This is a genomic window from Allobosea sp. (genome assembly GCF_017308075.1).
Taxonomy (GTDB): Bacteria; Pseudomonadota; Alphaproteobacteria; order Rhizobiales; family Beijerinckiaceae; genus Allobosea.
This window is the reverse complement of the sequence record NZ_JAFKFX010000030.1, coordinates 155,165-171,112: the sequence shown is the minus strand read 5'-3', so window position 1 is coordinate 171,112 and position 15,948 is coordinate 155,165. Positions and strand designations below refer to the sequence as shown.

Below are 15,948 nucleotides of genomic sequence, written 5' to 3'. Positions count from 1 at the left end.
GGTTCCCTCGCCTGTGCGCTGAGCCGTGGCGCCGCTCTCCCCTTGGGCTGTGACGCTGGTCGGCGTCGGGATCGGCGCCGCATGCGGCTTCACCGTGCGACGGGCGCGACTCTGCTCTTTCGGGGCGGTCGAGGATTTCTGGATCGGCGGCGATACCCGCAGGCTGCGGATATTCGGGCTGGCGCTCGCCATTGCGCTGTTTGGCACGCAGTTGATGATCTGGCGCGGTGATCTCTCGCCCGCGTTCTCGACCTATGTGCCGGGCGCGCTCGCCTGGTTCTCGATCCTCCTCGGCAGCACCTTGTTCGGTATCGGCATGGCGCTGGTCGGCACCTGCAGCTTCGGCTCGCTGATCCGGCTCGGTGCCGGCGATCTGCGCAGCCTGATCGTGATGATGGTCTTCGGCGCAGTGGCCTATGCGACGCTGCGCGGCATCCTGGCGCCGTTGCGGATCGACGTTCTGGAGCAGGTTGCGGTCGCCGTGCCGGGCTCGGTCCAGGGCGATCTGCCCTCGGTGCTGGAATGGCTGGGGCTCGGGGATCTGCGGCTCGCGCTCGGCATCGTTGCGCCGGCCTTGCTGATCGGCGCGGTCGTGATCGACCGGCGGCTGCGGCGCTCGCCACGCCTGTTGCTCGCGGGGGTGACGCTCGGGCTCGGCGTGGTCCTGGGCTGGTGGGCGACCGGAGTCGCCATCGACGAGTTCGCCCTCAACCCGCGCACGCAGAGCCTCACCTTCGTGTCGCCGGTCGGCCGCGCGCTCTATGCGGTGCTGACCACCCCGGTCGGGCTGTTCGATTTCGGCGTCGGCACGATCGTCGGCGTGATCTGCGGTTCCTTCGTCTCGGCGCTGTTCGACGCGGAGTTCCGCTGGGAGGCCTTCGACGACCATTACGAGATGCGCCGGCATCTCCTCGGCGCGGTGTTGATGGGTGGCGGCGGCGTGCTCGCCGGCGGCTGCACGATCGGGCAGGGCATCTCGGCGGGCTCGATGATGGCGTTGTCCTGGCCACTGGCGATCGGCGGCATGATGATCGGCGCCAGACTCGGTATCGCCTTCCTGATGGAAGGTTCGATCCGTAACCTCTTCATCTTCCGCCGCTGAGCGGAGCGCGTTCGGCGTCACCCTGCGGCGATATGCGCCAGCAGTGCATTCCAGGCGGCTGAAAGCTGCGGCGATCCGGCACGCCGTGCTGGCGACATACAGGGCGGAAGGCCTGAAAGCCCGGAAATCGCTGTCTTGTTTGATCGACATCATCGAACAGCGGCTCGATGGCTTGCACAATCATGGCCACGGACCAGCCATGCTGCATATCGGTCCTATTGACATTTTATAATTCAGATATATGAATATTAATATGTCATAACCATGGAGCGGGTCGATGAATGTCGGTGTCCTTGATCGCTGGGTGCGTTTCTTCGTCGGTATCGTGCTCGTCATGGCGGCCTTCGTCTCGCCGCTAGCCGAACTGGTCGCCGGCTGGGGCCAGTGGAAATACGCGCTGACGGCCTGGGGGCTGGTCATGCTGACGACGGCGCTGTTCCGCTTCTGCCCGGCCTATACGCTGCTCGGCATCCGCACCTGCCCGCACCAGTCACGCTGAGCGGCGCGGGCATAGCCGAGAACCGGTGAGGGATATCCGCATGAAACGCGAGATCGCCATCCTGTCGGCCATCGTCATGGCCGCCGCAGTCTCTTCCGCCTCGGCGCAGGCTCCGGCTGCCCCCGGCGCCGCGCCGGTGGCAGCCTCGGCCCAGGCTCAGGCCACCATCCCCAAGGCCAAGCAGACCTCTCTCGGCCTCTATATGCGGCCGCGCGAGGCGGCCGAGACGATGGGCCGGGAGGGGGCCCGCACCTTGTTCGTCGATGTGCGGACCCGGGCGGAGATGATGTTCACCGGCTGGGCACCGACGATCGACGGTCACGTCCCTTTCGTCGAGGTCACCGAGTTCTGGGACTGGGACGACAAGGAAGGGCGCTACAAGCTCGATGCCAATCCGGTCTTCAGCCGGGACGTGGAGCGGCTCCTGGCGGCCAAGGGCCTCACCAAGAACGACCGCGTCATCCTGATGTGCCGCTCCGGCGACCGTTCGGCCCGCGCCGTCGACAAGCTGGCAGAAGCCGGGTTCACCCAGGTCTACAGCCAGTATGAGGGCTTCGAGGGGGATGCTTCCCCTTACGGCCAGCGCACGGTCAACGGCTGGAAGAATGCCGGGCTGGCCTGGACCTACAAGCCCGACAAGGCGAAGTTCTACGCTGCGGGACGCTGAATTCGGGCGGCGCGCCGGCGAGACCGGCGTTGCCGCATGGTCCCGTCGCGCTCAGCCGCCGGAGACGAAGCGATAGGCGTTGCCGTCGCGCTCGACACGGCCGATGGCGCCATCGAGATGATAGCCGATTACCCGCGCCTTCTCGTTCGCGGCGCGGTCGAGCAGCCTGCGCCGGGTCGCAACCGCGAGGTCGGGGTCATGGTCGGAGGCCGGGCGCCATTCCGGATGGGCGAAGGAGGCGATCCTGTGCGTCAGCGCATCGCCGAGCACGAAGACCGGGCCGCTCGTATCCTTGAGTTCGAAGGAAACATGGCCGGGCGTATGGCCCGCCGTGTCGAAAGCGGCCACGCCCGGTGCCCATTCCGACCCGGCATCGTGCAGCTCCAGCGATTCTCCGAGCGCCTTGACGATGCGCTGCGCCCCGGCGGCGAAGGCGTGCCGATCCTCGGGCAGCTTGTCGTAGACCTTGGCGTCGGTCCAGAAGGCGACCTCGCGCCTGTCGGCATGCCAGCGGGCGTTCGGAAAGAGCGGCGTGTCGAAATCGTCGAGCGCCCCCCAGAAATGGTCGGGGTGGAGATGGGTGAAGAGCACATGGGTGACGCTGTCGGGCGCGATGCCGGCGGCTTCCAGGCTGGCGGCGAGCTTGCCGGTTCCGGGCAGGAAGTTGGCGCCCGAGCCGCAATCGAACACGACGACCTGATCGCCCTGCCTGAAGCAGGTCACGTTCAGCACGCTGACGGTCGGGCCGCTCGCCTTGGTCGCCTGGGCGATCGCGTCGAGCGGGACATCGCGCGCCAGCATCGATTGCGGCATCTCGAAGCTGCCGTCGCTGAGGATCGAGATCGCCCGCTCGCCCTGTCTGGCCGTGGCGACCACCTGGGAAACGGCGCCCGAAACGGAGCCGGCCAGCGCAGCGGCCGTGCCGCCGAGCAGGATGTCGCGACGGTTCAGCATATGACCTCCCCATGATCTTGTTAGATGTATCTTTATCTTTGAATATATCGCCTTTCCGGAGGCGGGCAAGTCGGGCTGCGGCCCTTGTCGCCGGGCGGGCGGCGTCCGGTTGGCTTCCGGCCCGCAGCCGGCCGCATTGACGTTGCTCCGGCGGCGGAAGATGGTCCGCGCCTCATCGGACGGTTGCGGCCATGGCGGCTGCGCCCTGGAGGCGGAATGTCGAAGGCGACACGGGCGACGAAGGCGCTGGAGCAGGCGGGCGTCGCCTTCACCGTCCACAGCTATGATTACGATCCCGGCGCCGACAAGGTCGGCCTGCAGGCGGCGGAGGCGCTGGGCGAGCCGCCGCAGCGCGTGCTCAAGACACTGATGGCGCTGGTCGACGGTAAGCCGGTCTGCGTGATCGTGCCCTCCGATCGCGAAGTCTCGATGAAGAAGCTCGCCGCGGCCTTCGGCGGCAAGTCGGCCCAGATGATGAAGCCGCCCGAGGCCGAGCGGCTGACCGGCTACAAGGTCGGCGGAATCAGCCCTTTCGGCCAGATGCGCCGGATTGCGACCGCGCTCGAGGAGCAGGCGCTGGCGCATGAGCTGGTCTATCTCAATGGCGGCCAGCGCGGATTGCAGCTTAGGATGCGGCCGGCCGATCTGGTCACGGCGCTGAACGCCATGACGGCACCGGTGATAGCCTGAAGCAGCCGAAAGCCGCGCTGTCCCAGCCCCGTACGGGGAGGGCGGATAGCTGAGCGCCGGGCTTGAGCATGGCCCGGATGCCAAGCATAGCCAATATCTATTTGCCAGCCACGCCCGTGCCTCAAACAATCACGGGCATATCTAGAAAACCGCATAGAGGGGTAAGAACCATGAAATTCGTCGGAATGACCGCGTTGGCGAAGGTCGCCGCGGTCCTCGGCTGTTTCGCCGCCGTGCCGGCCATGGCGCAGAACAAGGTCCAGATCCGGCTCGGCCATGTGCTCGCCGAGAGCCACAGCTGGAATGTCGCGGCCAAGGGCTTCGCCGAGGACGTCGCCAAGGCGACCGAGGGTCGCGTCACCATCCAGGTCTTCCCGTCGGGTCAGCTCGGCACCGAGAAGGACGTCGTCGAAGGCCTCCAGATCGGCACCATGCAGGGCGGCGTCATCGGCAGCGGCTCCTTCCAGCCGATCGAGCCGCGCATGGGCATCGTCGAGCTTCCCTATGCCTGGCCGACCCGAGAGAAGGCCTTCGCCGCCTTCGACGGCGAGATGGGCACCGAGCTCGCCAAGCTGCTCGCGGCCAAGAACATCGTCGTGCTGTCCTGGTGGGAGAACGGCTATCGCCACATCACCACCAAGAAGGCGCCGGTCAACAAGCCGGAAGACCTGAAGGGCGTGAAGATCCGCGTGACGCCCGACAAGGTCCGGCTCGACACCTTCCGCGCCCTCGGCGCGGAGCCGGCGCCGCTGGCCTTCGGCGAGCTCTATTCGGCGCTGCAGCAGGGCGTGTTCGACGCGCAGGAGAATCCGCTCTCGATCATCGATTCCTCGTCCTTCGCCGACGTCCAGAAATACGCCGCCCTGACCGGCCATGTCTGGGGTGCCGCCTGCCTCGTCGTCAGCAAGCGCATCTGGGATCAGGTCGGCCCGGCCGACAAGGATGCCGTGCTGGCCGCCGCCGCCAAATGGCGCGACGAGCAGCGCAAGATGGTCACCGCCTCCGACCAGCAGCTGGTCGAGAAGCTGACCGCCAAGGGCATGACCGTCAACAAGGTCGATCCGACGCCGTTCATCGCCGCGGTCCAGCCGGTCTGGAAGTCGCAGGAGGCCGTTTATGGCCCGGCCCTGATGGCGCTGCTCGACAAGTACCGCAAGTAAGTCCGCAATCGCGGACCGGCAGGACGCCGCCAGGCGAAGGCCTGGCGGCGTCTCGCCTTCCGGCGATCCCATTCCCGCCGAGGAGAGGCTCTCATGACCCCCGACTCATCGCCTGCCGCGTCAAAAGGCGCGCTCGCCCGTGCGGTCGACATCGTCGACCGGCTGACGTTGGGCGTGTCCTCCCTCGGCGTCGCGCTCTTCAGCGCCGTCGTGGTCTATGTCGCCCTCGGGCGCTATGTTTTCAGCACCACGCCCTATTGGTCCGAGGAGCTGCCGCGCAGCCTGCTGATCTGGAGCGTCTTCATCGGCCTCGTGCCGGCGACGGTGCGTGCCAGCCATCTCAATGCCGGCCTCTTGCCCCTGCTGGTGCGCAATGAACGCCGGCGGCGCGGGCTGGAGCTGGTTGCCCGGCTGTTGACGGCGCTGTTCTTCGTCATCCTCGCCTATACCGGCTGGCAGCTCACCGAAGCCGGCCTCGACAGCCTGACGACCGCGCTGCAGATCCCCAATGCCGTAGTCTACGTCGCGCTGCCGATCGGAGCCGGCCTCTCGGCCATCGTTATCCTTCTGCCCCTGTTCAAGGAGCGCGCCCCGTGACGCTCGGACTTGCCCTGCTGCTCGCCAGCTTCACCGTGCTGGTGGCGCTGGACGCACCGATCGCGGTCGCGCTCGGCCTCGCCTCTGTCGTCTATCTGCTCGTATCCGATCTTGCGCCGCTGATCGTCGTGGCGCAGCGCGTCATCGCCGGCATCGATTCATTCACCTTGCTCGCGATCCCGCTCTTCCTGCTCGCCGGCCTTTTGCTGCTGCACGGCGATCTGACGCCGCGCATCATCCGGCTTTGCAGCGCCTTGGTCGGGCGCGCACGCGGCGGACTCGCCATCGTGATGGTGATGGGCTGCATGCTGTTCGGCGCGCTGTCCGGCTCCGGCGTCGCCGACGTCGTGGCGATCGGCACGATGATGCTGCCGGCGATGAAGGAGCGCGGCTACGATACCGGCTTCTCCTGCTCGCTGCTCGGCTGCGCCGGCTCGCTCGGCACGGTGATTCCGCCCAGCATCGTGCTGATCGTCTATGGCACCGCGACCAACACCTCGATCGGCGCGCTCTTCGTCGCGGCCATCATCCCCGGCATTCTGACCGGCCTCGGCCTGATGATCGTCGCCTATGTCATCGCCCGCCGGAACGACTGGCGCGGTGGCGAGGCCTTCAACTGGGGCGAGCTCTGGCTGGCGCTGAAGGATTCCGCGCTCGCTCTGCTCGGTCCGGTGATCATCATCGGCGGCATTCGCGGCGGCATCTTCACGGCGACGGAAGCCGCCGGTATCGGCGTGCTCTATGCGCTGATCGTCGGCGGGCTGATCTATCGCAAGCTCACCGTCCCGCTGGTCTGGAACCTGGTGAGGCAGACAGCGGAAAGCTCGGCCTCGATCCTGTTCGTCATCGCCTGCGCCAGCATCTTCGGCTGGATCCTGGCTGCTGAGCAGGTGCCGCAGCTGATCGTCAACGCGATCTCCTCGGCGACCAGCAGCGCCACCGTCGCGCTCCTCATGATGATGGCCGTGCTGCTGGTCCTCGGCACCTTCATGGAGACGATCGCGATCATCCTGATCCTGGCGCCCGTCTTCATCCCGATCCTGCGCGCCTATCAGATCGACCCGGTGTTCTTCGGCGTACTGCTGACGGTCAACCTCGCCATCGGCGCCAACACGCCGCCGCTCGGCATCGACCTGATGGCGGCCTGCCGGGTCGGCGGCATCCCGATGTCGGCTTCGTTCCGCTATCTGCTGCCGTTCATCGGCTCGATGGTGGCGGTGCTGCTGCTGATGGTGCTGTTCCCCGGCATCGTGCTCGGTCCGGCGCGCCTGTTCGGCCACTGAAAATATCTAGATAGTCAGGAGAGTGTGATGGCACTGCCAGCATCTGCGCGCGTCGATATCGAGCGCTATTGGGCGACCCTCGCGCGTTCGGCCGAGATCGGCCCCGGGCGGCCGGGCGGCCTCTCGCGTCTCGCGCTCGGCGATGCCGACAAGCAGATGCGCGACGAATTCGTCGGCTGGTGCCGCGAGGCCGGGCTGACGGTCCGCATCGACGGCATGGGCAATATCTTCGCCCGCCGCTCCGGCCTCGACGACAGCCTGCCGCCGGTGGTGATGGGCAGCCATCTCGACACCCAGGTCAATGGCGGGCGCTTCGACGGCATCGCCGGCGTGCTCGGCGGGCTCGAGGTTTGCCTGGCGCTCGACGCGCTCGGCCACCGCACCCGCCGGCCGCTCGAAGTGGTCAACTGGACCAATGAGGAAGGCAGCCGCTTCTCGCCGCCGATGGTCGGCTCCGGCTGCTTCGTCGGCGCCTATGGGCTCGACTGGGCGCGCGAGCGCCGCGACGATGACGGCAAGTCGATCGGCGAGGAGCTGGCGCGGATCGGCTATCTCGGCGAGATGGAAGAGAAGCCGCACGCCTTCGACGCCTATTTCGAGTTCCATATCGAGCAGGGCTATTATCTCGATCGCGACGGCATGCAGGTCGGTGTCGTCACCGGCGGCTTCCCGAGCACCGGCATGCTGGTCGAGTTCCGCGGCGAGACCGCCCATACCGGTCCCTGGCCGATGGAGCGGCGCAAAAACGCGCTGATCGCCGGCGCGCGCCTGCTGGTCGCCGTCGACGAGCTCGGCTGGGAATATGCTGGCAGCGGCGGCAAGGCGACGGCGGCACGGCTGATCGCCTGGCCGAACAAGCCCGGCATTCTCTCCGACTGGGCTCAGACCGTCTGTGACGTCCGCCATCCCGACCCGGAAACCGCGCTGGTGATGGCCGAGCGGATGCGCCGTGCGGTCGGCGAGGCGGCTGCGCGGGCAGGGTGCACTGCCGAAATCCTCGATGTCTGGAACTGGGGTGGGGCGATCTTCGCTCCGGAGCTGATCGATCAGGTGCGCAGCGCCTCGCTCGCCATGGGTTACCGGACGCAGGACATCCTCAGCCAGGCCGGGCACGACGCCTATTTCGTCGCCCGCCATGCGCCGACCACGATGATCTTCGCGCCCTGCAAGGGCGGCATCACCCACAACAACGCCGAAGACTGCGACCGGGGCGATCTCGAGCCCGGCCTCAACGTGCTGCTCCAGGCGGTGGTCGCGCGCGCCGACCGCTAGAGCCTCGGTCCGAAAGGCAGAGTCCGCTTTTCGGATGAATACGGTGCCATGAGACAGAGATGGATCGCCGTGCGTCCGGAAGGACACGCGGCGATCTGAGCGTGCTGTCGTTCCCGCCGCATGGTCATGCCGGCCTCGAGGGCTCGAGCCGGAATGCCGCGCCTCCAGAGCATTTCCGCGCTTCGCTGAACCGCGAGAAATGCTCTAGCTCTTTGTTTTATCGCATTTTCTTCACGCGAACCGGTGCCCACTTCGCTCGAAAATGTTCTAAGGGCAAGCCTCCTCAGTCGAAGGCGAGCTGTACCTTCATCGCCTTCGACTTGTCGGCGGCGAGGTCGAAGGCCTCGACGGCACGCGCGATCGGGATCGAGGCGGTGAGCAGCGGCGAGAGGTCGATCCGGCCCGACGCGATCAGCGCCACCGCCCAATCGAATTCCTCATGGAAGCGGAAGGAGCCGCGCAGCTCGAATTCCTTGGCGACGACGACGTTCATCGGCAGGGTGAAATTGCCGCCGACGCCGATCTGCACGATGACGCCACCGGGGCGGACGACGTCGAAGGCGCCGGTCAGGGCGTGCTGGTTGCCGGAGGCTTCGAACATCACGTCGAAGCTGCCCTTGTCGGCGCCGTAATCGGCCTTGAGCCGGTCCGGCTCGGCCATGACGTTGATCGCGGTGGTCGCGCCCATCTTGAGGGCGATCGGCAGCGGTCCGTCGACCACGTCGGTGACGACGATCTCGCCGGCGCCGGCGGCGCGGGCCGCGACGACGGTCAGCACGCCGATCGGCCCGGAGCCGGTGACCAGCACGCGTTTGCCGAGCAGCGGGCCGGCGCGCTTGGCGGCATGCAGGCAGACCGCGAGCGGCTCGGCGAAGGCCGCTTGCGCTGCGCCGACATGGGCGGGGAGCTTCACCGCCTGGCGCTCCTCGATGACCAGCTGCTCGCGGAAGCCGCCCTGGACGTGGGGAAAGCGCATGGCGCTGCCATAGAACAGCATGTCGAGGCAGTGCTGCTGCTGGCCGGCCTGGCAATAGCGGCAGCGCCCGCAGGAGCGGCTCGGATTGACCGCGACGAGATCGCCCGGAGCGACGCGCGAGACCTCGGCGCCGACCGCCTCGACGATGCCGGCGATCTCGTGGCCGAGGATCATCGGCTCGCGCACGCGGATCGTGCCGAAGCCGCCATGCAGGTAGTAATGCAGGTCGGAGCCGCAGATGCCGCCGGCCTTGACGCGGACGCGGACGTCGAGCGGGCCGAGGTCGGGAGTGGCTGTCTCCTCGACACGGAGATCCTTCTCGGCATGGATGACGACGGCGCGCATGGAAGCTCTCCCTGTGGGACCAACGGCTATGCGGTCCCGGCGATTGTCTAATCGTTTTAAAACGCTTACCCAAGCCGGGACGAGGTGCCAAGCTACGAGACCGGGAGGATAGGATGTCGCTCAATCTGTTCAAGCTCGATGGGCGTATCGCCCTGGTCACGGGCTCCGGCCAGGGCATCGGCCTCGCCATGGCCGAGGGCTTGGCGGCGGCCGGAGCGCATGTCGTCCTGAACGGACGCGACAAGACGAAGCTCGAAGCGGCGCAGGGCGCGATCGCCGCCGCCGGGCACAAGGTTTCCATCGCCCCCTTCGACGTCACCGACCAGAAGGCGGTCGAGGCTGGCGTCGCGGCGATCGAGGCCGAAATCGGGCCGATCGGCATCCTGATCAACAATGCCGGCACGCAGAAGCGCGGCGCCTTCGTCGACTTCCCGGCAGAGGACTGGCATTTCCTCGTCGCCACCAACCTGCATTCGGTATTCTACGTCACCCAGGCGGTGGCGAAGCGCATGGCGCCACGCAATCGCGGCAAGATCGTCAGCATCGGCTCGGTGATGAGCAAGCTCGGCCGGCCGACCATCGTGCCCTATACCGCGACCAAGGGCGCGGTCGCGCTGATGACGCAGGGCCTCGCCGCCGAGCTCGGCAAGCACAACATCCAGGTCAACGCGATCGGCCCGGGCTATATCGTCACCGAGCTCAACAAGGCCCTGATTGCCGACGAGACCTTCTCGAACTGGGTCAAGAGCCGCACGCCGGTCGGGCGCTGGGGCGAGACCAGGGAGCTGATCGGCGCGGCGATCTTCCTGTCCTCGGAAGCCTCGGATTATGTCAGCGGCCATCTGCTGATGGTCGATGGCGGCCTGACCAGCGTGGTGTGAGCGGGCGCAGCAGCGCCGTCAGCGCCGCGCAGCCACATAGGGCACGAGCTCCGTCAGCGCCGAAATGGTGAGATCGGCGGGCTCGCCGAGCTGTTCGGGCTGCATGCGCAGCGCCTTGAACATCGCCGCCGGGCCGATCGCGCCGCTCGTGAGTTCGGCGCGCAGCGCGGCGGGCGTGATCCGCTCGATGCGGGCGACGGTGAGGCCATAGGCCTTGGCGCCGGCGATGTCGAAGCCGTTGGAGGAGACGAACAGAATCTCCTCTCGGGAGAGGTCGAGCCTGTCCTCGACGAGGCGGTAGCCGCGCGGATCGGGCTTGTAGGCCCTGATCTCGTCGACGCTGATCACCGTCTCAAGCAGGCCGTCGATCCCCGCCTGCCTGGTAAGGTTGGTCAGCATGGACGGGCTGCCATTGGAGAAGATGGCGAGCCGTGTCGGCGCGAGGCCTTTCAGCGCGTCCAGCGCTTCCGGGTAGAGGGCGAGCGCGTCATAGGCGGCGGCGATGCGGGCGATGAGCTCGGGCGTCGCTTCGAGCCCGAGCGTCTTCAGCGTGAAGTCGAGCGAGGCCCGGGTGACGCTCCAGAAATCCTCGTAGCGGCCCATCAGCGAGCGCAGCCAGGTGTATTCGAGCTGCTTCAGCCGCCAGATCTGCGTGATCGTGCCGCCATGGCCGGGAAAGGCCGCCTCGGTCAGTCCGGCGACGGACTGCACGTCGAAGAGCGTGCCATAGGCATCGAACACCACTGCCTTGATCGTCATACGCGCTCTCCTGCCTCCGCTTGCGCCACCTTAGCGCTCGCCTTGGCCGCGCGGAGCGTGATATCCGCACAAACACCTTTTCGCAGATGCACAGGTTGCCAAGATGTCCAGCCGTCCCGTCATGCTGATGATCCTCGATGGCTGGGGCTGGCGCGACGACGCGAACAACAACGCGGTTCGTCTGGCGAATACGCCGAATTTCGACCGGTTCTGGACGTCCTCGCCGCATGCCTTCCTGCGCACCAGCGGGCTCGATGTCGGCCTGCCAGAGGGCCAGATGGGTAATTCCGAGGTCGGCCATCTCAATCTCGGCGCCGGGCGCGTCGTGATGCAGGACCTGCCGCGCATCAACCAGGCGATCACCGACGGCACGCTGAAGCAGGCGCTCGCGGCGAGCGGCCTGATCGCGAAGCTGAAGGCGAGCGGCGGCACCTGCCATCTCATCGGCCTGGTCTCGCCCGGCGGTGTGCATGCCCATCAGGACCATGCCGTGGCGCTGGCGAAGCTGCTGGTCGAGGCCGGCATTCCGGCCGTGATCCATGTCTTCACCGATGGCCGCGATACGCCGCCGCGCTCGGCCGGCGACTATGTCGCGGCGCTTCAGGCGGCCCTGCCGGAGCAGGTCAAGGTCGCGACCCTGTCCGGGCGCTATTACGCCATGGACCGCGACAACCGCTGGGAGCGGGTCGAACTCGCCTGGAAGGCGATGGCGCTCGGCGAGGGCGAACAGATGCCCGGCGCGGCCGCGGCGATCGAGGCGGCCTATGCCGCCAATGTCAGCGACGAATTCATCAAGCCGGCGGTGATCGCGGGATTCGGCGGCATGAAGGATGGCGACGGGCTGCTCAGCTTCAATTTCCGGGCCGACCGCATCCGCGAAATTCTCGCGCCGCTGCTCTTCGCCGAGTTCAGCGGATTCCCGCGGCCGAAGGCGCCGAAGCTCGTCGCTGCGGTCGGCATGACCTCCTACAGTTCCGAGCTCGATCCGCTGATGCCGGCGCTGTTTTCCCCGCAGAGCCTGGCGAACGGGCTCGGCGAGACCGTCGCCAGGGCGGGGCTGAAGCAGATCCGCTTCGCCGAGACCGAGAAGTACCCGCACGTCACCTATTTCTTCAATGGCGGGCGCGAGGAACCCTATGAAGGCGAGGCGCGCAGCATGACGCCGTCGCCCAAGGTCGCGACCTATGACCTCCAGCCGGAGATGTCGGCGCCGGAGCTGACGGAGAAGGTCGTCGCCGCCATCGAGAGCGGGACCTATGACCTGTTCGTGCTGAACTTCGCCAATCCCGACATGGTCGGCCATACCGGCGTGCTCTCGGCCGCGGTCAAGGCGGTCGAGACCGTCGATGCCGGCCTCGGCAAGATCGCAGACGCGATCCTCGCCAAGGGCGGCGCGCTCTTCGTGACGGCTGACCACGGCAATTGCGAGCTGATGGTCGATCCGGTGACCGGCAATCCGCATACCGCCCACACCACCTTCCCGGTGCCGGCGATGGTGATCGGCAGCGGTGCCAAGGCGCTGGCCGAGGGGCGCCTCGCCGATGTCGCGCCGACGCTGCTCGCCTTGCTCGGACTGAAGCAGCCGGCAGAGATGACGGGTTCGTCGCTGCTGCGCTGAAGGCCTGGATCGCCGCGCCTCCGTTCGGACGCGGTCACGGTGATCTATCTCAGTGTTATCGCATCGGAGTTTTCCGAAAAGTGGAGTCCACATTTTCGGTCCGATGCTATGGCGCGGCTTTCTGGAGTCAGCCGGGAGCACCGGCCGCCGCATCAGGGCGGCCGCCCTGATCCTGGAAGAATGAAGCCTGGGCAGCGAGGGCGCGGCTTGCGGCGCGCAGCGATTCCGCCTCGCCGCGCCCTGCCTCGTCGAGGCGGCTCGCGAGTTCGTCCAGGGCCTGCACCGCTCTGCCGGGCTGCTCTGCCGCATTGGCGATGCGCGCCAGCGCCAGCCTGATCGCGTGCGCGGTGGCCGGGGCGAGGTCGGTTTCCGCCAGCATGGCGCGCAGGCGCAGCACCGCCATGCCGACCGCGAACACGGCGATGCCGCCATCCTCCTGCGTGCCCGCCCGCTCGCCCGCCTGTTGCGACAGGCGCACCAGCCGCAGCAGCCGGTGATTGAGCCGGGCCCGCCAGGTCGCGGCGCGCAGCGCCGCCTCGGGCGCGCTGCAGAGATCCTGCAACTCCCTCAGCATCATGCCGGCGAGCACCTGCAGGCGCTGGCGTGCATCGGTCGGGAAGATGGTGCGGAAGGCGATCAGGGTCAGGAGCGGCGCCGACACGACGGCGAGCGCGGTGAAGACGGTGCCGGCGAGGTCCCCCTTGAGCGGCAAGGCGGGCTGCGACAGCAGCAGCAGGGCCATGCAGTAGTCGATCGAGCCGAGCATCGTGCGGCGATGGGCCATCGGCAGGGCGCCGAGCATGATGAAGGGCATCAGCATCAGGACGAGCTCGAGCTCGCTCGTCGCATGCGGCCAGACCAGCCAGCGGCAGGCGAGCGCTGCGAGGGCGCCGCAGGCCTGGCCGACCAGCACCTTGCGCATGATCAGCGCCGGATTCTCCCAGGTCGAGAACAGCGTCACCATCACCGAAGTTCCGAGCAGCAGCAACGCGCCGGCCTGCCAGCCGGTGACCACCCAGAGCGTGCCCAGCCCCAGCATGATGCCGCCGGCGCGCAGGGCGGCCTGCCGGGCGCCGACCCAGTCGCGATGCAGGATGACCGGATGCTCGATGCGCGCCGGCCGGATTTCGCCGTCGCTGACGCCGATCCGCTCCTTCGCGGCGGCCTCCAGGCGCAGGATCGCATCCCGCAGGGGCGGGTGCTCGCTCGCGAGATCGGCCGCCTGTTCGAGCAGGGGCAGAATCTCGGTAACCGGGGCCGCGCCTTCCAGGGCGCCGGCCGCCTGTTCGAGCAGTTTTCCGACCGGCTCGGCTCGCAGCGTTTCCGGTGCGGTCCTGAGCCAGACAAGGGCCGAGACCAGCGCCGAGATCAGGCTGCGTATGCTGCGGGCCGAGCGGCGCGAGCGGAGCGAGCCGGCGCCGTGAGGTTCGAGCGCTTCGTCGAGCAAGGCGAGCTGTCGCAAGGTCTGCCGCTGCTCCTCGGCGCCGGGCCGCGTCCCCGAAAGCAGGCTCGTGAGCTGCCGCAGCACGCGGATGGCCAGTTGCCGCGCTTCGCCGGCGACGGCGTCCTCGCCCTCCTTCGGTGCGAAGAGAAGCCCGACGACCAGGGCCGTCACGATCCCGGTCAGCACGGTCAGCAACCGGTCCATAGCCAGAAGGAGAACATGGTCGGGGTGGCCGATATCGAGCAGCACCACCATTGCCGCCGAGAAACCGGCGATGAGGGCGCCATAGGAGACGAAGCCGCGCAGCAGATTGCCGGCAAAGGCGCAGAGCCCGACCCAGAGCGCCAGCCCGAGCATGACCGGCAGCGGCAGGCCGCCGGAGAGCAGCATCAGGACGACGCCGACCGCCGTGCCGGCGAGCGTGCCGACGCCGCGGAAGAAGGCCTTTTCCAGGAGCATGTTGCGGGCCGGCTGGGCCGAGGCGAAGACGGTCATCGCCGACCATTGCGGGTGCTCGAGCCCGAGCGCCCAGGCGGCCAGCAGCGCGAGGCAGGCGGCGAAGCAGGTGCGCAGCGTGAAGCCGAGGCGCCCGGTGTCGAAACCGAGCCTGGCGAGGGCGGGAAGCGGGTTCATGTGAGTTTTTATCAGATCGCGCGTGCCGCGGCGTGCGGCACGGTCCGCAGCGAGGCTTCTACCATCGCAGCCAGTTTGTCATCGCATGGCGGGGAAAGTCGGATTCACATTGCCGAGCGCGGGGTCAGAAATTGTAGGCGGCTTTCAGCTTCACCAGGTGCTGGCTGAAATTGCTGATGTCGAGATCGCCGGGCTGGCCCTTGGCCTTGCCGGCGAGCTGGACATTATAGGCCGCCGAGATGGCGAGCGCCTTCGTCGCCTGCCAGTAGATGCCGGGGCCGGCGAAGGTGGCGTAGCCGAGATTGTCGCCAAGGCCGAGTTCGTTCTGACGGCGCTGATGGCGGATCTCGCCGCTGAGATAGAGCCCGTCGGCGACCTGCCAGGCGAGCGAGCCGGCGAGCGTCAGGGTCGATGAGCGCTGATTGGGGCTCGGGCCGGTCCAGGTCAGATCCTGCGAAAGGTTGAGGGCGGCATAGAGCTTGCCCCGGATGAGCGCCGTGTCGGCATAGAGGCGCAGGCCGGCGTTGTAGGTGGGGAAGGGGCCGGCACCGGTCGGGTCGGTGCGATTGAAGCTGGGATCGACGACGATGGTGAGGCCGAGGCCGTGCAGGTCGCGGCCGAGCAGGCGGTATTTCATCTCCAGGCCCGCGCCGAGCCCGCGCGCATCGGCCTTCGTGCCGGCGATGGTCGCGTCGGTGAAGCCGCCGAGCAGGTAAGGGCCGATCTCGACGCAAGGCCAGAGGCCGTAGGAGCCCTGCAATTGTAGTCCGTGCACGGACTGCCGGCCATCGCGCGCGCCGAAGCCGCCGCCATAGCTCAGGCTGGCGCCGAAGGAGCCGGGGTCGGCGACCTCCGAGCCGGTGGTGAAGCCGAAGGCGTCGATCGGGATGCTGTCGCTTTCGGTGCAGGCCGAGAGCGCAGGCGGGGCGGCCGGTGCCGGCTTCCGAGCGGGCAGGTCGGCGGCTGGTGCGGGCGCCAGGGCGGCCGAAGCGGCGAGGGCGAGGAGAGCGAGCCGGAGCGGCATGCGGCGGGCGCTTTCGAAAGGGCGGCGAACCGGGCCAGCATGCG

The 15,948-nt window shown here is 67.8% G+C and carries 15 protein-coding genes; 10 read left to right on the top strand and 5 right to left on the bottom strand.

The features are described 5' to 3' along the window. Positions 1-25 precede the first annotated feature (25 nt). The 3 genes from J0J10_RS12500 to J0J10_RS12490 all read left to right on the top strand — a co-directional run bounded on the left by J0J10_RS12500 (position 26) and on the right by J0J10_RS12490 (position 2,268). Positions 26-1,102 carry a YeeE/YedE family protein gene (locus J0J10_RS12500; RefSeq protein ID WP_291646878.1) on the top strand — a complete coding sequence of 359 codons (1,077 nt, stop codon included), beginning with the start codon at positions 26-28 and terminating at the stop codon, positions 1,100-1,102. A 277-nt stretch (positions 1,103-1,379) separates the two neighbouring features. Continuing rightward, positions 1,380-1,601, top strand: coding sequence for a YgaP family membrane protein (locus J0J10_RS12495; RefSeq protein WP_291646877.1), 222 nt, complete (start codon positions 1,380-1,382; stop codon positions 1,599-1,601). A gap of 40 nt (positions 1,602-1,641) precedes the next feature. Continuing rightward, the gene (locus J0J10_RS12490; RefSeq protein WP_291646876.1) at positions 1,642-2,268 is read left to right on the top strand and encodes a rhodanese-like domain-containing protein; all 627 of its coding nucleotides are present in this window, start codon (positions 1,642-1,644) and stop codon (positions 2,266-2,268) included. Positions 2,269-2,319: 51 nt separating this feature from the next. Here the strand turns inward: J0J10_RS12490 and J0J10_RS12485 are convergent, their stop codons facing one another. After that, the gene (locus tag J0J10_RS12485; RefSeq protein WP_291646875.1) at positions 2,320-3,222 is read right to left on the bottom strand and encodes an MBL fold metallo-hydrolase; all 903 of its coding nucleotides are present in this window, start codon (positions 3,220-3,222) and stop codon (positions 2,320-2,322) included. 216 nt (positions 3,223-3,438) lie between these two features. On the opposite strand from J0J10_RS12485, the gene ybaK reads away from it, so the two are divergent. From ybaK to J0J10_RS12460, 5 genes are all read left to right on the top strand, one after another. Then, on the top strand, positions 3,439-3,912 hold the full coding sequence (gene ybaK / locus J0J10_RS12480; RefSeq protein WP_291646874.1) for a Cys-tRNA(Pro) deacylase: 474 nt from the start codon (positions 3,439-3,441) through the stop codon (positions 3,910-3,912). 170 nt (positions 3,913-4,082) lie between these two features. Then, positions 4,083-5,072, top strand: a complete 990-nt coding sequence (locus tag J0J10_RS12475) for a TRAP transporter substrate-binding protein (protein ID WP_291646873.1) — start codon at positions 4,083-4,085, stop codon at positions 5,070-5,072. A gap of 93 nt (positions 5,073-5,165) precedes the next feature. Continuing rightward, on the top strand, positions 5,166-5,669 hold the full coding sequence (locus J0J10_RS12470) for a TRAP transporter small permease (protein WP_291646872.1): 504 nt from the start codon (positions 5,166-5,168) through the stop codon (positions 5,667-5,669). Continuing rightward, entirely contained in the window at positions 5,666-6,952 is a 1,287-nt protein-coding gene (locus J0J10_RS12465; protein WP_291646871.1) for a TRAP transporter large permease, read from the top strand. Before J0J10_RS12470 ends, J0J10_RS12465 begins: the two co-directional genes overlap by 4 nt. Before the next feature lie 27 nt (positions 6,953-6,979). Beyond that, complete coding sequence (locus J0J10_RS12460; RefSeq protein ID WP_291646870.1) at positions 6,980-8,224, top strand: Zn-dependent hydrolase; 1,245 nt, start codon at positions 6,980-6,982, stop codon at positions 8,222-8,224. 283 nt (positions 8,225-8,507) lie between these two features. Here J0J10_RS12460 and J0J10_RS12455 read toward each other — a convergent pair whose 3' ends face one another. Continuing rightward, complete coding sequence (locus J0J10_RS12455; protein WP_291646869.1) at positions 8,508-9,545, bottom strand: L-idonate 5-dehydrogenase; 1,038 nt, start codon at positions 9,543-9,545, stop codon at positions 8,508-8,510. 113 nt (positions 9,546-9,658) lie between these two features. Here J0J10_RS12455 and J0J10_RS12450 point away from each other — a divergent pair, with 113 nt between their 5' ends. Continuing rightward, positions 9,659-10,426, top strand: a complete 768-nt coding sequence (locus tag J0J10_RS12450; protein ID WP_291646868.1) for an SDR family oxidoreductase — start codon at positions 9,659-9,661, stop codon at positions 10,424-10,426. A gap of 18 nt (positions 10,427-10,444) precedes the next feature. On the opposite strand, the gene J0J10_RS12445 is transcribed toward J0J10_RS12450, so the two are convergent. Beyond that, the gene (locus J0J10_RS12445; protein ID WP_291646867.1) at positions 10,445-11,185 is read right to left on the bottom strand and encodes a haloacid dehalogenase type II; all 741 of its coding nucleotides are present in this window, start codon (positions 11,183-11,185) and stop codon (positions 10,445-10,447) included. Between the two features lie 103 nt (positions 11,186-11,288). Here J0J10_RS12445 and gpmI point away from each other — a divergent pair, with 103 nt between their 5' ends. Then, positions 11,289-12,803 (top strand): 2,3-bisphosphoglycerate-independent phosphoglycerate mutase, encoded by a 1,515-nt coding sequence (gene gpmI, locus J0J10_RS12440; RefSeq protein ID WP_291646866.1) that lies wholly within the window; start codon positions 11,289-11,291, stop codon positions 12,801-12,803. A gap of 127 nt (positions 12,804-12,930) precedes the next feature. Here gpmI and J0J10_RS12435 read toward each other — a convergent pair whose 3' ends face one another. Together J0J10_RS12435 and J0J10_RS12430 are read right to left on the bottom strand one after the other, a co-directional pair. Further along, the gene (locus tag J0J10_RS12435; protein WP_291646865.1) at positions 12,931-14,880 is read right to left on the bottom strand and encodes an FUSC family protein; all 1,950 of its coding nucleotides are present in this window, start codon (positions 14,878-14,880) and stop codon (positions 12,931-12,933) included. Positions 14,881-15,004: 124 nt separating this feature from the next. Continuing rightward, positions 15,005-15,904, bottom strand: a complete 900-nt coding sequence (locus J0J10_RS12430; RefSeq protein WP_291646864.1) for a hypothetical protein — start codon at positions 15,902-15,904, stop codon at positions 15,005-15,007. Positions 15,905-15,948: the final 44 nt, after the last annotated feature.

Coding starts and splice junctions, on each gene's coding strand:
- J0J10_RS12430 (WP_291646864.1), bottom strand. CDS start 15,904: ATGCCGCTCCGGCTCGCTCTCCTCGCCCTCGCCGCTTCGGCCGCCCTG.
- J0J10_RS12490 (WP_291646876.1), top strand. CDS start 1,642: ATGAAACGCGAGATCGCCATCCTGTCGGCCATCGTCATGGCCGCCGCA.
- J0J10_RS12470 (WP_291646872.1), top strand. CDS start 5,166: ATGACCCCCGACTCATCGCCTGCCGCGTCAAAAGGCGCGCTCGCCCGT.
- J0J10_RS12435 (WP_291646865.1), bottom strand. CDS start 14,880: ATGAACCCGCTTCCCGCCCTCGCCAGGCTCGGTTTCGACACCGGGCGC.
- ybaK (WP_291646874.1), top strand. CDS start 3,439: ATGTCGAAGGCGACACGGGCGACGAAGGCGCTGGAGCAGGCGGGCGTC.
- gpmI (WP_291646866.1), top strand. CDS start 11,289: ATGTCCAGCCGTCCCGTCATGCTGATGATCCTCGATGGCTGGGGCTGG.
- J0J10_RS12495 (WP_291646877.1), top strand. CDS start 1,380: ATGAATGTCGGTGTCCTTGATCGCTGGGTGCGTTTCTTCGTCGGTATC.
- J0J10_RS12450 (WP_291646868.1), top strand. CDS start 9,659: ATGTCGCTCAATCTGTTCAAGCTCGATGGGCGTATCGCCCTGGTCACG.
- J0J10_RS12455 (WP_291646869.1), bottom strand. CDS start 9,545: ATGCGCGCCGTCGTCATCCATGCCGAGAAGGATCTCCGTGTCGAGGAG.
- J0J10_RS12475 (WP_291646873.1), top strand. CDS start 4,083: ATGAAATTCGTCGGAATGACCGCGTTGGCGAAGGTCGCCGCGGTCCTC.
- J0J10_RS12460 (WP_291646870.1), top strand. CDS start 6,980: ATGGCACTGCCAGCATCTGCGCGCGTCGATATCGAGCGCTATTGGGCG.
- J0J10_RS12485 (WP_291646875.1), bottom strand. CDS start 3,222: ATGCTGAACCGTCGCGACATCCTGCTCGGCGGCACGGCCGCTGCGCTG.
- J0J10_RS12445 (WP_291646867.1), bottom strand. CDS start 11,185: ATGACGATCAAGGCAGTGGTGTTCGATGCCTATGGCACGCTCTTCGAC.